Origin of the sequence: Paenibacillus sp. FSL H8-0548 (genome assembly GCF_038630985.1) — a bacterium.
GTDB lineage: Bacteria > Bacillota > Bacilli > Paenibacillales > Paenibacillaceae > Pristimantibacillus.
This window is the reverse complement of record NZ_CP152049.1, coordinates 712037-726873: the sequence shown is the minus strand read 5'-3', so window position 1 is coordinate 726873 and position 14837 is coordinate 712037. Positions and strand designations below refer to the sequence as shown.

Here is a 14837-nt window from a genome sequence, read left to right as displayed (position 1 = left end):
TATGCAAGCTTCTGCCCTATAAAGGGCAGCAGATATTGCTATAGGTTAGCCTTTAATCGAACCAATCATCATGCCTTTAACAAAATACTTCTGTAAAAACGGATAAACGAGAACAATGGGAAGCGTGGTGACGACCATCGTAGCCAGCTTGATGGACTGCGTAGTAACCGATTTGCCGATTCCTCCAGGAATCGCGGCCAGCATTTGGCTAGAGCTGGACTGGGCAACCACTCGATACAAATAGGTTTGAATCGGCTGCAGGTCCATATTGTTCATATAAATAACGCCTGCAAAATAATCATTCCATTGGTATACCCCGTGGAACAAGGCGATCGTAGCAATAACCGGCATCGATACGGGCAATACGATTTTTATAAAAATCAACCAGTCATTAGCCCCGTCAATTTTGGCTGCTTCCTCCAGCCCGTCCGGAATTTCACGGAAGAAGGTCATAAATATGATGAGATCGAAGAAGCTGAACATCGCAGGTATAATATAGACCATAAAATTATCCAGCAAATGCAGGTCTCTCATAAGAAGATAGGTGGGAATCAGTCCGCCTCCAAAGAATAAGGTAACCGTGCCGAAGAGCATGTATATCTTCCCGCCAATTAGACCTTTTCGAGAAAACGCATAAGCAACCATTGCCGTAAAAAACACATGAAGCAAGGTTCCAAGCAAAGTCTTTGCTACTGTAATACCCATAGCAGTCATAATTCCCGTGCTTTGGAAAACTGCGTCAAAGCTCTCGAAACTAAACACTCGCGGCCACCAATAGATCCCTCCACGCATGCCGTCCTGACCCTCATTGAAGGCATTAACCAGAACATACCAAATGGGATATAAGGTTGCGAAGCAAACGAGCAGCATGCCGAAATTATTGAAGAGGTCGAAGATTGCTTCTCCCTTTGTTTTGCGTTTAATATTTAACACCGTTAACTGCCTCCTTTTCTAGAAAAGTGATGTATCGTTCATTTTTTTCGTTACTCGATTCGCTATTAACAAGAGAACCAGCGCGATCACAGACTTGAACAGCCCTACTGCAGTCGAATAAGAATAGCGCCCTTGCTGCATCCCCGTCTGATACACATAGATATCAATAACGTTACTTGCGCTCTCATTCAAAGAGTTTCTCAGCACAAGCACCTGATCGAAGTTGGAGTTAAGCACGCCGCTCACGGCAAGAATAAATAGGATGGAGATCGTCGCTTTGATGCTAGGCAAAGTAACATACCACATTTTCTGAAAGCGTCCTGCTCCGTCAATCGTTGCCGCTTCATACAGCTCTGGCGATACACTGGAGATAGCCGCTAGATAGATAATCGCGGACCAGCCCAATTCCTTCCATATATCGGATGTAATGATGATGCTCCAGAAGTAGCTTGGCTCTGCCAAATAAGAGATCGGCTCATCAATGAAATGCAGGGCAAGCAGCACATTGTTAATAATTCCTACATCCGCGAGCCAGGTCGTCAAGATCCCGCCGAGAATGACCCATGACAAAAAGTGGGGCAGATAAGAAATCGTCTGAATCGTCCTCTTGAACAAGACAGATCGGACCTCGTTTAGAAATAATGCAAAAATAATAGGAAGTGGAAAACCGATCACGAGTTTAATGAGACTAATGCCGAGTGTATTCCTCATTACATCTATGAAGCTCTCATCCTTGAAAAATTCCAAGAAATGCGTGAAGCCTACCCAAGGCGCTTCGCCAATCGATCTGACGATATTAAATTCTTTAAAAGCAATAATGACACCATACATCGGAATGTAGTTAAAAATAATGATCCATGCAACACCTAGTAACGCCATAATCTGAATATGTCTTTGGCTGTACAGCTTCTTAAACCACATACTTCTGGGTGCCTTGTTATCCCCAGCAAACAAGGAAGCTGGTGCTGAATTGCTTTGTGTCTTCAAAATAATTACCTCCATGCTGTTGTGAATCTAAATGTAAGCCCTTGCAGTTCTTATCTATTTATTGTAGATCGTTGTCCCTCATCTCGTAAGGCTTGAGATTTCGTATTCCGGTCACCATTTTTCGGTTTTCGTTATTAGAATCGTTTTTGGCGCACAAATAAATGTGATACATCCGAAATATGAAGCAAGCAGCCGAAAGGCGAGAACCCGCAAACGATTTCTGCAGTCGCTGGCCCTATGTTTAGTTTTTGTCCAGAATAATAGTGTAATATAGTTATCATTAGAGTAATTTCCCAAATCTATCAATGCTTGTTGAACCACACTGCATGCAAAAAGGATCGTGTTTTAGGCGCAACGCAGAAAATGGCTGTTTAGGCCCATTCCACAGGTTTCGACAAGTCGGATAGAATAGGAATAAGTTCAGAAACAAGGGAGTAGATCACGCTTTGAATAATGCAACCGAACGCAGCAACAAACGTCGAAATGGCAGCTCTGTATCTTTAAAGAAAACAACCCTCATCATCTATCTAGCTATCCTCATCATTCTCGCAAGCGTTTGTGGAGTATTGTACAGCAAATATACGAATCTCGTTGATGCTAATAGCCAAGCGGCTGCTGTTGAAAGCAGCGGGAGCACAAATGAGCAGACCGAGAATAACGGATTTGACGGAAAAGTATCGTTAGAAGACGATCCCGTACCGGCTGGAACGATAGATGTCGAAGAAGAGCCTAAGCCAGCTGAGGATATCGAGGAAAACACCAATTCTTCCAATCCAGCAGCAACGGATGCTCCCGTCAAACAAAATAACGAACAAGCCGTGCCTTCCGTGCCCAAGCAAACGGAAAAACCGATTCAAGTGCCAGAGAAAAGCGATGACAAGACAACAGCTCCCTCCAGCAGCACCGTGAAGCTTCCTACGACCTATGTGGTTCAGAAAGGCGACACGCTTAGCTCCATATCGGAAAAATTTTATCAATCCAAGGAGCACTACGCTTTGTTAGCGGAGTCTAACCAAATTTTATTTATTAATGATATGAAAGCAGGAGATACGCTAACCATCCCTGCGTTACCCTCAAAACAAAGTACAACAGGCGGCGGACAGGACGCAGCAAAGGACTATTCGAAAATTACGCTGCCTGCTACCTACTTGATTCAGGCTGGCGATACGTTGTCCGGCGTTTCCAGAATGTTTTACAAATCGGCGGAATACGTAGATTACATTGCTGAGGAAAACAAACTCGACAAAACAAAGGGCTTGAAAGCAGGCACCAACCTTATCATCCCTTCACTTAAAAACTATAAGCCGGATACTATAATTACTCCGGAAGATAACCTACCTGTAATCGCGGCAACTAATCATACGGTGAAAGCTGGCGAAACGCTATACAGCATCTCCAAAATCTATTTTGGCTCTAATAAATATGCCCTATTCATTGCGGACTACAATCATATCGTCGATATTGATAATGTGAAGGCAGGCACAGTGCTGAAAATACCAAAGGAATAGCATAGCGCCTTGCCAAGCACAGCTGCAGCAAAAAAACGCTTCCGACTAAGCAGTCTCTTATGAGACGCTTGTCGGAAGCGTTTTTTTAATACTATTTGATTCCTCACTACCCGTTCTTCAACATTCGATACGCCACACTCGGAGCAATCCGATGAAGTAAATATAGCAGCTTCGTCTTGCCAATCCGCAAAACAACTCGATTTCGAGCCAAGCCTGCAACACATTCCTCGGCAAATGCCGCAGTACTCATTTTCCCTCGGCCTCTCCCCTGCGTCATGCTCGTATCAACAAGAGGAGCCAAAACCTCGAACACCTGAATCGGAGTATGCTCCAACTGGTACCTAAGCGACCTTGTAAAGCTCGATAAGGCTGCCTTCGAAGCGCAATATATGGGTGCTCCTGCCTTCGGAGCAATGGCTAGCCCAGACGAAATATTAATAATGGCGGCCTCCGGTTTATTTTGCAGAAGAGGAATAAGCAACGAGCTCAGCCGAACGGCTGCGATAAAGTTGGTCTCCATTTCTTGATGAATCTCCTGTACAGAAGGAGGATCAACATCGAACCTGCACTGATATTGAATGCCGGCATTATTAATTAACATCGTTAAATCAGGATATCGCTCTGCCAGCAAGGACGCTAGAGCTACACGCTCGGCCTCTAAGCTAATATCATAGGAGAGCGTCACCAATTCAGGAACCTCCGCACGGGCTGCCTCAAGCTTCCCTTGATCCCGTCCAACGATAATGACCTTATTGTTCATTTGAGCCAGCTTCTTTGCTATCGCAAACCCTATTCCAGATGCGCCGCCTGTAATCATAACCGTGTGTCCCTTCAGCCTCATTGCTGCTTCTCCCCCTTCACTCTGCTTATTGTAGCTTAGAGGAACGGGTCCGCTCATTAACGTATGTTAATTTCTTTTCTGATTGATGATGCGGCTTAGCGAGACGGGGCTTATCCCTAAATAGGAAGCAATTTGATACTGGGGTATTCGCAGCTCCAGATCAGGGTACTTCTTTCTAAAAGCTTCTAGCCGCTCTGCTGCGCTTAAAAAGAGCAGTTCGCGCTCACGCTCTTCTTTCTTCAAATAGAGCTGTTCCACACTTTTGCGAACAAACCTTTCCCACTCATGGCTTCGATCCGACAGCTCTTGCAGCACAGCATATGGTATTTCAATGACTGCCGAATCCTCTAATGCCTGTATGGAAAAATAGGATGGCTCTCCACTAATCATGGCACCATAGGAGGTAACAAATTCATTGGACAGCGAGAAGCTCTTAATAAATTCCTTCCCATCCTCCAGTGTGTAAAATAATCGAAACAATCCTGTGATGCAAAAATAAGCGTAAGAAACCCGCTCACCGGCGTTCACCAGATACGCCCCCCGCTTCACTTGTTTTCGCTCTGTCCGGTGAATGAAAAGCTCCCACCCCGAATCACTGACTGCCGGTGCATGCCGCAGCCTTTGGATACATTCATATTGCTCTTTGTGCTCGCTCATGAACTGAGTTTCACTCCTCCTGATGTTAAGGCTTAATCAAGATCTCCCAAGGCCCCCTTATGACGACCTCCGGCCTTTCAAGTGTAAGCTTTACCTTCTTCTTTCCCGGCTCGATATCAAATTCGATGTATTCCAAGACATGTCTCCCTTCACTTAGCTTAGCCATATGGCCTTGCCGCTTCAACCTGAACATGACTAGCGAGCTCGGAGCGCGATCATCATAATCCATATCCACATAAACTCGAAGGGCGTTGTCTTCAATTAGCTCTGTGCCTGTAATCATAAAGGGAAAACCAGCAAGCTCAACCTTCCGGTTCAAATCAACATTCGTCTCGGCTTGCAATACGACTGTCGCTTGGTCATCGTAAGCAGCAGTGATCGCCGGAATCCTCAGCGTATAGGAACGATTCGAGCTCTCTGGCAATTGGACATAAAAATCGTTTGCGGGAGCAGATATTCCATGAATAAGTTCGATGTCAACCGGTGTTCCTCTATCGTCCTGAATTGATAATTGGGTTCCAAAGCTCTCATGCAGTCCGAAGCTGCTAATTCTGAATTTACCGGAATGGCGAGCAGCCAAAAATATTCTCGTCTTCGCTTCTTCCCGCCCTAATGCCGCGGTCACCGATATCCCGTTTGCCGTTACGGTGGGACCGACATCTTCATAGCTAGCGAAGGAGTCTGCCTCTTCCAATACAATAGGAATGGTAATTTCCTTTCCGTTGCTGTCTATTTTCAGCGAGGCTTTGCCTGTATCCAGCTCCAGCCTGCCATCGTACCAGTACAGCGCCGTCCACGCCGCATTCGCCATTTGTGCCATGTTGTGTTTTACTTCGAAGGCCTTCCCTTCCTGATATAAAGTAACAAAGTCTCCGAACCTCGTTCCTCCATTGCCACTCATCATAATCAAGGTCTGCTCCGAATCAATCGTTAAGCTCGTAATATCGATCTGGACTCCGTCTAGCTCCCAATGAACAGGCTGCTTTAGCACAAGCCTCGTATCGTCTGCTTCATGACTCACTACCCCAAAGCCCGGAAGGAATTGCAGCGCCTTCTGAATGGAGGCCCGCACCTCCGTATTCCATACGGTCATGCTAAGTATGATAATGCCCGCTAAGGAAGCAGCTATGCACCCTAGCAGCAAGCTTCTTTTTCTTGCATATGCTTTCCGCTCTTCAGCAAGCTCCCCCGCCGCACGCGCAATACCGATTCGTGTGCTCTCACTAAGCGCCTGGGGAAGCTCCATCGTCGACATGGCTTGCTTTACTTGCTCATTCATAATAGTCCTCCTCCCTTACGAAGGTCCGCAGCTTGCTTAGCGCCCGGTACAATAAGGTTTTCGCTGTCCCCAGCGGAATATTCAATATTTCCGACACCTCTCGAATGGTGTAATCCTTATAATAACGAAGCAGGATGACACCTTTCTCCTCCTCATCCAGCAAATCCAGAATTGGCTGCAGAGACAGCGAAACGGTGACCACATTCTCCTCTACAGCGGTAGTATGATAGTGAGCCCCTTTGCTATCCTCCATAGGCGTGATCTTATTACGCCTTCTTAGCAGATCAATGGCGCTGCTAATCGCAATCCGGATGATCCATGTCTTGAAATAGGCCGGCTTCTTCAAAGCAGCTATGCCCTTAAATGATCGGTACGCTGTCTCCTGCACCACGTCCAAGGCATCCTGCTCATGACGAACATAAACGAATGCGATGCGATAAATATCGGCTTCATTTTGGACAAACAACCGGGTAAAGGCATCGGTGTCGCCCTTCTGCGCTTTTTTCACCAGCTTATCAATTAATCTCACCTGCTTCTTTGTCTCTTCTATTCATTAGACGTACGAATACCGTGTTTGGCTTTAAAATCAACGATAACAATGTTTGATTATGGAAGCAAAGCACTAAAGTCTTCGCTAGATGAAGGAGCAGCACCTACACTGCACTTATTACAATGGAAACCTCACATGAGTGCTGTTTCAGACGGCTACATTGTAATATTGCACTAGAATGAGCTCCAAACCAACGAATATCACCTTAGAATAGGCATTCTATTGCACAAACTACAGTGTACGTGCCCTAGTTAGGCTGGCTGGCAACGTCGATTACGTTGTACAAACTGCAACGCAGCCTCTTCCTATAGCGCTGAACCCATCGAGCTAGCACAGCCAATCTAAGAACCGGAGAAAGAACGCTAAAGTAACTGCTCAGCTCCTTGATTACATTTACGTTTTGGTCGCTGCGCGAGTAGATCATTCTGATGACCCTTGCGGGTGATTGGAAATCGCAGATGCGTCAGCTCACATTTCCGGGTGATTGGAAATCGCAGATGCGTCAGCTCACACTTCTAACGGAAATCAGAGACGCTATATCGCCTTTATTGTTCGTTTCAAGATTGTAACGGAAACACGGGCCTCTATTTGTACCAAATATACACGATATCGCTTCATTTCTGCGTAATAGCGTCTCTCACTTCCGTTAAAATGTGATTCTAACCAAAAATCGAACTTTAGCGTCTCTGGCTTCCGTTAGCTTTCGTTATCCCCTCTCCGGCTGCTGGCGCAGCATCGTTATCAACAGGTTCGCAGAATGCATAGTTTCCTATAAATTAAAAAAAGAGGTGTCTAATAGACACCTCTCCTTACCATTATAAATATACTGCCATTCATCAGATATTAAATCATGATGCGCTGCCTCTAGGACCCTTAATGCCTACAGTCAAAATCTCGCAAGGCCCAACCGCCACTTGCAGAGATGATTGTCCATTTAGGACAAGTCCTTTCACTTCCTGCTCCAGCACATTGCTTTTGTAGGATTGCTCGAGTGATATAGCAGCAGCCTGGGAAAGCTTCAGCTCCGTCTCATCAGGCTTCATATTAAACCATCTAAGCATGAAATCACCCGATTGCTCATTTACCTTTATTGAGGAAAACGCAAGTCCCGCGCCCTTCCAATCGAACAAGGATAAAGCTGGAGCAAGCTTGCCGGCATGGACACCAGTCTGACTGACTGTCCACGGCACCTGGAACTGATAGCTTCGCGCGTAAGCGCCGGATGCAGCGCCGTCTCCGTTATGCGGAAGGATAATCAGGCTGAAGCTTTGCTCTCCCAGACACTGTGCTTCCGGCGTTGGGAACACGCCCCAATCGCCAAGCTCGGCTACTGAGCGAAGCAAAGTGATCGCAATGGAATTGCGTCCATCACGCAATACTTCGTATTCGTTTAGGCCAAGGTTGGAAACCGTCAGACCCGCTTGCTCACCGCTCACATCAACGAATGCCTGCTGATGCTGTGCATTGCTAGGATTGATCCACTCGGCTGCCGGCTCGATATTGCGCGTGGCAATCTCGAAGATCGAATCCGCTTGATGAACAGAAGTCTCAAGATCAGTTGGGAATACTACACGAACCCGGTGATCCTTCGCTTGGTTGTTGAAGGAAGACTTCCATTCCACACCTTGTCCAGAGCGGCTTATCGCAATTTCCGTGCGGATCGTAAGCGGAACAGTAGCCTCTGTGCGCTGTGACTTCCGATTAGGGAAATACACCGCCTCTTGCTTCTCGATCTCGAAATAAGGCTCAGCCGAAGCAGGCACTGCCCATTCATGCACGATTTCGAATGCGGCACGGTAAGGCGTATTCTCGACAAGTCGAATGCTGGCTGGAAGCCCCTTCGTCGTCAACGCTTGCTCGTTAGTTGGCTGCTTGTACATGTATTCATTGCCGATATCGCCTGTATTCTCATACACGCCAAGGTCGCGGTAAATTTGACCGCTCTGTTTATCGGTGAGAATAAATGATCCGTCAGCCTCCACTTCAACTCGAACCCATTCATTCTCAAGTGCATGCTCTCCTGAGACTAGCGATACCAGCGGCAATTCAGCTGTCTTAGCGTTACGAACATAAGCAAATGCTGCCAAACCAAGTGCTGCTACCTGCTCTGCTTCAAGCGTCAGACGCACCTTGCGGCTCATATATGGCTGGCGGAACTTATCATCCGGCAGATCATAGCCAAACTGAAGTCCCAAATCTACAGCTGAATGAGCGATTGCTGTACCACGATGATCAACAAGCGTTCTTCCGGTTATATCAATGCTGTACATTTTCTGATTCATCTCATCAAGCGACAAGCCATCACGGAAATAGATACGCGCGATGTCAAGCTCGACTTCAATGACCCCACTACGCTCCCAGCCCGTAGTATTATAGACGACAAATGGAAGGGCATCCTCACCGTATTGCTCGAATACGGTCGTGTCGACTGCATCAGCAATGACCGCTTTGCTGTCATCAATAATCGCTTCCGCTACATGCCGGCTCTTATCAAAGCGGGTAACCATCTCACGGTGAACCTCGTCCACGCTGCAGCCGCAAATGCTGTCATGCGGATGGTTCTGCATGAGTGTTTTCCACGCATACGTAAACAAATGATGCGGATATTCATGCCCAAGCGAATACGCTAGCGTTGCAAGCGGCTCTGCTACCTTCTCCAGCATAGCTTGACCGAGCTGATTCATTTGTTTCAAATAGACGCGTGCGGAGGCTGTATTCACAAGCGTTGACCAGCCGTCCGTCCGCTGGCTGCGAAGCTCGCCCTTCACGACAGACAACTCATGCTTCAATGATTCGTTCACAGATGCTAAGTAATCCTCGAAATTAGAATGAATAAATTCCGTATCCGGGAAGAGCTGTCTTGCTGTATCCAGTGCAGCAGACAAATCCTGTTGAATCGGCTGATGGTCGCAGCCGTTCATGAATAGCAGCTGACCAGTAGCGGCATATTTCTCCGCTTCTACAAGCTTGCGCTCCCAATATTCTTTGGCAGCTGCTTCATCCGTTGGCACTTCCATACCGTTGCAATACCAGTTGGCGAATAGAACGCCCAGTACGCGGGAGCCATCCGGCCCCTCCCAAATAAGCTCGGAGAAGGACGATTCATAATCCGAATCCGCTACCGTGTTATTAAATCCAGTTGGCTTAACGCCTCTTCCGAATACCGCATTATCAATGCCTGCCTGCTGCAAAATTTGCGGAGCTTGGCCGATATTGCCGAACGTATCCGGAAAATATCCGACCTTCGCGATCGTGCCGAAACGGCTCGCATCTTGATGCCCGATTTGCAAATTCCGAAGATTCGCTTCACTGCTCGTCAGGAAGGCATCCTGCAAAATATACCAAGGCCCAATTGGAATACGGCCTTCTTTAATATAACGCTCAAGGCGCTCCCGGTTCTCCGGTCGTACCTGTAAATAATCCTCTAATATGATCGTTTGCCCATCCAAATAGAAGCTTTTGAAATTCGGATCGGTATCAAGCGTATGAAGCAGCGTATCCATTAATTTCACAAGCAAGACATGATGCTTCTCATAAGGCAAATACCATTCCCGATCCCAATGCGTATGCGAGATAATATGGGCAGTGCGTTTGTAGGTCATCGTTCAACACCTCTTCTTGTTCGTCATTATAATACTGCTATGCTCACTTGATTTGGTCGGTAGACAGCTAACAGCTGACCTGCTTTATCCACTCCGAATAGAACAGACCTTTCCTTTTCCAGCACAAAAGAATATCGAACGCCAGTCACAGGGTCCTTCACTTCAATATCTGCATTATGGCTGTACTCCGACACGAATACGTACAACGCACCTTCTTCGAAAGTCAGCTTGCGGCCATAGACGCCTGGCAATTGTCCACCTGCTGCCCACTCCAGCTCCTCCGAACAACCCGCGGAGGCTAGTGCGTATTGGTACAATGCCGAGATCGGCTCGATACGATCATTCAGCTCCACCGGCAGCGGACTCCAAATAATGCGTCCTTTGCCGTGCGGCAGCTCGATAAGCTGATCGTTGCCAAGCTCAGCATCGCTTACCTTGGCTTCCTTCCATACCTGCGCAATGCGGCGGTTGCCGTAAGAAACAGGCAGCACGCGATCTCCGATACGAAGTTGTTCCTCACGGAGCACATTCACAAGCTCTCTTGCGCCGAACAGTTCCGCATGGCGATCAACTGGACGCCAGTAAGCGTCAAGACCTGTTGGCCCTGTCAGCAGAAGCGTCGCACCCGTTTTTTCAATATAACCAAGCAGCTGCTCGAACGCAGTATCGTCTATATTATGGGCACTTGGCACAATGATGAGCTTGACAGGGTTTGCTTCAAGCTCCTCCAGATGATATTCCGAAGCACCGCGAAAAGGTTTATTCAATTCGTACGCGAGCACGCGCGTTGCTTTCGTAGTTGCATCAAACGCCAGCTTGCGATTAGAGAAATCGTTCGAATAAGGGAAAATAACAGCGGTATCCTCAAGCTCCCGCCCTTTGAACAAATCTCTGATTTCTTCCATAAACCGTCCAAAATCGTAGGACACGTCAGCCTCCGGCTTCTCCGTGCCGTCCGCACGAAGCGCACCGATATGCGACTCATTGGCATTATCCATATAGAAGTTGGTGTTCCAAATCCACTGAACCGCACCAGCCCCGCCAGTCGCAAAGGCATAAGCATATTTGCGCTCAAGCATGTTTCGCAGCTCTGCCTCCGAACGTTTCGCGCGGCCATCCGGCGTCTCTACGTACATGATGCCAGTTTCCTGCACAAGATTAGGCTTGTCAGCTGTCTTCGCGAAGATGCTGTCCCATACGAGCTGATCATTCAGCCACCACGAATGGACGGTTGTATAATCAACAGCTTCGCCGTAGAAGAATGGAGAAGGCCTTTGCGCACCCAGCGCTTCATCCTGTCCAACCGTAACCATATGGTCAGGGCATTCTTCTTTGATCGCAGCGTACAGCTCCTGCGCCCATCGATTATGCATATCCATAGAGAACAGCACATAATCGAGCCAGCGCGTTCCTTTCTTGCCTTGGTGCATATCTTGCACGTCGAAGTTGATTTCCTCTGGCTCCGGCGGCACAGCCGCTTCAAAGCTTGGCAGTTGCTCCGGTGTCATGTTCCACAGCTTTTGCAGCCTCACAATCGACCCGTGACGCTCCTTCAGCCAAGCTCCATAGGCAGCCTTCTCGAATGGATCTCGCATTGACCTTGGACCATCAGAGAAAATACGCGGCGGATCGAACATGGACGGCTCATTAATTAAATCCCAGTCCACATGCTTAGACTGCTTATGTCTGGAGACAATCGCTCTAATAAACCGTTTCTGAGCCTCAACGCTTCTTGGGTCGAGATATGGATTTTGCCCTTCCCACGTTTCTGGTGTGAAGGAGAAGAACGTAAAGGTTACCTGCAAATCATTCCGCTTCGCTGTGAGCAGAAATGCGTCAATGGCGCGAAGCGCCTCCTCTGAAGCATGGCCGTCCACCTGCATCACATTGCGATAAGCGGTCCATATGCCGGTTCTGATCCAATTAATGCCCGCTTTGCGCATTTGAGCCATATCCCGCTCCCATACGGAAGCGTTCGGCAGGAACAAAAACTTTCGTGCCACATCCGAGGTCATGTAGGTCATGCCCACAACCGGCATCGGCCGGCCGTCCTTCATGAAATAATCGCGTTCAGCTGTAACAGGGCTGCCTTCCGCAAGCAGCTCGCGGTCAAAGCCCCAGAAACCTTGACGGAGAAAACGAACTTCTCCCTCAGAGGATTCCGCTTTGCATTCCACGCTGTAATAGCCGCTCACAAGCTCAAGCGGAACCGGAATACGAACGATCATCTGTTTGCTTGCAACGTCCTCTTGCAGGCTGGCGGTAAAGCGCTGCTCAGGTATGCTGTCATGCTGAACTACAATAGAGAAGCTCCAGCTTACAGCAGATGCGCTCTCGCTTTTTAAGGCAAAACGACTAAGCTTCTGTGCTTGCAGCGTCAGCATAGCCCGCTCTCCTGGCTCGAAGGAAGCATAGTTTGGCTTTAGCCAAAGCTCCGTTACCCCTTCACTGCAAAATGCCGCCCAGCGGCGAAGCTCCTCAGCTCCTCCGCCTTGCCAGAATTGTTCGGTAAGCGGCTGATTTACGAATAGCCAGCGTCCACCCGCGAACGAACCTTTTGTATTTTCCCAAAGCACGACAGGAGCGGCAACCTCTCTGCCCTCCGCAGAAACCCCTTTTAGAAGCGGAAACAAATGGGCGTCCATCGGTCCTGCCGATCCCATCTGATGAGGCAAATCGCTTGTCTTTGTCACATGCGGCACTAGATTCCAAGTGTTCGCTATTTCAAACATCGATTCCTTGCCTTGCAGCAGCGGAATGTCAGAAAGTGCAGTCATACTCTTAACCTTGGCTGCATCCACAGGCAGCACTTCATGGATATGAAGCTCGCGGTGATAAGCCGTTTGCTCAGATTCCGCTTCCCATGCACCAGCTTCATTTTTAGAAACGGGATATTTAAACGGAGCTCCGCCAATATTGATCAAGCTGCCTCCGCGCTTCAGATAGGCTAAGATGTCCGCCCAAGCTTCCTTAGGAAAATAGGGGGCGTGCATGTTTACGAAGCAGCCTCCGTCCGCATCACGAAGCGCCTTACCTAAAGCATTCCCACGAACAACATTGCCGATTTGAACAAGCTGCCCTTCGGAATCAGAGCTTAAGCGAGAATGCAGCGGAAACGACGGATCATAAAAAATAATGGTGCTCATGCTCATAGAATGTCATCCTTCATCGCCTGATAAACAAGCTGTGCGAATAAGCTGTTCGACCATGCGAACCATTTGCGCGTGAACAAAGTTGGATCATCCGAATGAAAGCCCTCATGCATGAATCCTGTATCCGCATCAGTCGCTTCCAGCATCGCAATCAAAGCCAGCTTTTCTTCGCTGCTGGTTGCCGTAATCCCTTGCATCGACAAAGCCATATGCCAAATGTATCCAGGCGGCGTATGCGGACTGCCGATTCCTTTCGCTGCCGTGCCTTCGTAGTAGAACGGGTTATGCTTGCTAAGAGCAAATTTTCTCGTATTTTGATAGATCTGATCATCAGCAGTCGTATAGCCAAGATAAGGAATCGACATCAAGCCGGGCGTGCCTGCATCGTCCATCAGGCAATAGTTGCCGAAGCCATCTGTCTCGTAAGCATAGATAGGTCCAAATTCCGGATGCTGATAAATACCGTACAGCTGAATGCCATGATCGACATCATCCTCGAGCTTTTTCAGCTCCTTTACGAAATCCATGTCACGGAATACCCACTCCGCTATTTCTCTCATTTGACGCAGCGCAACTACCGCGAACATATTGGCAGGCACGTTATAGTGGAAATCACAAGCATCATCGCTCGAGCGGAAGCCCGACCAGATCATGCCGGTATAGTTGATTGGCATGCCTAGGCCATCATTGCGAAGCGAGTCTGTCGGAATGCCGTTATCACGGATAAAACGGTATGGGGAACGCTCGAAGTGACGCTGCTCCGTCTTCCATAGCTCAACGATGCTGCGCATTGCTGCCTTGAAGCCGGAATCAAAAATATCTGTCAGCTCTGTTTCCTTCCAGTAAGCATGCGCAAGGCGCATCGAGAAGCAGATGGAATCAAGCTCGAATTTGCGCTCCCACACCCAAGGAGACATGTCCGTCTCATCCGTTGTATTCCAGTGCCAATCATTGTCCGTTTCATTAAAAGCATTCGCATAAGGATCGATTTGAATATAATCGATATGGCGCTTGATCAGACCGCCAATGATGCGCTGCAAGTCCTTATCATCCTTCGCAAGCGGAACGTAATGAATGACTTGCTCTACGGAATCGCGCAGCCACATCGCAGGAATATCGCCTGTGATCACAAAGGTAGTGCCATCGTCCATCAGTTTCGTCGTCGTTTCCAGTGTATTGGGAAAGCAGTTTTTGAACAGCTGCAGCAGCTTCGGGCGGTGCGCTAGCTTCTGCTCTGCTTCCTTCAGCACATCGTGAACGGACTGCGGCAGCGGCAGCTCAGGCATTGAAATTTTCGGTAATCTAAATTGCTCCATGATCATTGCTCC

The 14837-nt window shown here is 48.0% G+C and carries 10 protein-coding genes; 1 reads left to right on the top strand and 9 read right to left on the bottom strand.

Annotation, left to right across the window (positions count from 1 at the left end; genetic code table 11):
- Positions 1-45: 45 nt before the first annotated feature.
- Positions 46-933 carry a carbohydrate ABC transporter permease gene (locus MHI37_RS03170; protein WP_076335105.1) on the bottom strand — a complete coding sequence of 296 codons (888 nt, stop codon included), beginning with the start codon at positions 931-933 and terminating at the stop codon, positions 46-48.
- A gap of 18 nt (positions 934-951) precedes the next feature.
- Positions 952-1854 carry an ABC transporter permease subunit gene (locus MHI37_RS03165; protein ID WP_256709849.1) on the bottom strand — a complete coding sequence of 301 codons (903 nt, stop codon included), beginning with the start codon at positions 1852-1854 and terminating at the stop codon, positions 952-954.
- Between the two features lie 512 nt (positions 1855-2366).
- On the opposite strand from MHI37_RS03165, the gene MHI37_RS03160 reads away from it, so the two are divergent.
- Positions 2367-3428, top strand: a complete 1062-nt coding sequence (locus tag MHI37_RS03160; protein WP_076335104.1) for a LysM peptidoglycan-binding domain-containing protein — start codon at positions 2367-2369, stop codon at positions 3426-3428.
- Positions 3429-3534: 106 nt separating this feature from the next.
- Here MHI37_RS03160 and MHI37_RS03155 read toward each other — a convergent pair whose 3' ends face one another.
- The 7 genes from MHI37_RS03155 to MHI37_RS03125 form a co-directional block, all read right to left on the bottom strand.
- On the bottom strand, positions 3535-4269 hold the full coding sequence (locus MHI37_RS03155) for an SDR family NAD(P)-dependent oxidoreductase (protein ID WP_076335103.1): 735 nt from the start codon (positions 4267-4269) through the stop codon (positions 3535-3537).
- 66 nt (positions 4270-4335) lie between these two features.
- Positions 4336-4926, bottom strand: coding sequence for a Crp/Fnr family transcriptional regulator (locus tag MHI37_RS03150; protein WP_076335102.1), 591 nt, complete (start codon positions 4924-4926; stop codon positions 4336-4338).
- Positions 4927-4951: 25 nt separating this feature from the next.
- On the bottom strand, positions 4952-6205 hold the full coding sequence (locus MHI37_RS03145; protein WP_076335101.1) for a hypothetical protein: 1254 nt from the start codon (positions 6203-6205) through the stop codon (positions 4952-4954).
- Complete coding sequence (locus tag MHI37_RS03140; protein ID WP_076335100.1) at positions 6198-6734, bottom strand: sigma-70 family RNA polymerase sigma factor; 537 nt, start codon at positions 6732-6734, stop codon at positions 6198-6200. Before MHI37_RS03140 ends, MHI37_RS03145 begins: the two co-directional genes overlap by 8 nt.
- Positions 6735-7603: 869 nt before the next feature.
- Positions 7604-10357 (bottom strand): alpha-mannosidase, encoded by a 2754-nt coding sequence (locus MHI37_RS03135; RefSeq protein WP_076335099.1) that lies wholly within the window; start codon positions 10355-10357, stop codon positions 7604-7606.
- A gap of 26 nt (positions 10358-10383) precedes the next feature.
- On the bottom strand, positions 10384-13509 hold the full coding sequence (locus MHI37_RS03130) for an alpha-amylase family protein (protein ID WP_076335098.1): 3126 nt from the start codon (positions 13507-13509) through the stop codon (positions 10384-10386).
- Complete coding sequence (locus MHI37_RS03125; RefSeq protein WP_076335097.1) at positions 13506-14825, bottom strand: glycoside hydrolase family 125 protein; 1320 nt, start codon at positions 14823-14825, stop codon at positions 13506-13508. The genes MHI37_RS03130 and MHI37_RS03125 overlap by 4 nt, the downstream gene beginning before the upstream one ends.
- Positions 14826-14837 lie beyond the last annotated feature (12 nt).

Bases quoted from the DNA above. Each gene is read 5' to 3' on its own strand.
- MHI37_RS03125 (WP_076335097.1), bottom strand. From the start codon at position 14,825: ATGGAGCAATTTAGATTACCGAAAATTTCAATGCCTGAGCTGCCGCTG.
- MHI37_RS03165 (WP_256709849.1), bottom strand. From the start codon at position 1,854: ATGTGGTTTAAGAAGCTGTACAGCCAAAGACATATTCAGATTATGGCG.
- MHI37_RS03150 (WP_076335102.1), bottom strand. From the start codon at position 4,926: ATGAGCGAGCACAAAGAGCAATATGAATGTATCCAAAGGCTGCGGCAT.
- MHI37_RS03155 (WP_076335103.1), bottom strand. From the start codon at position 4,269: ATGAGGCTGAAGGGACACACGGTTATGATTACAGGCGGCGCATCTGGA.
- MHI37_RS03130 (WP_076335098.1), bottom strand. From the start codon at position 13,509: ATGAGCATGAGCACCATTATTTTTTATGATCCGTCGTTTCCGCTGCAT.
- MHI37_RS03135 (WP_076335099.1), bottom strand. From the start codon at position 10,357: ATGACCTACAAACGCACTGCCCATATTATCTCGCATACGCATTGGGAT.
- MHI37_RS03145 (WP_076335101.1), bottom strand. From the start codon at position 6,205: ATGAATGAGCAAGTAAAGCAAGCCATGTCGACGATGGAGCTTCCCCAG.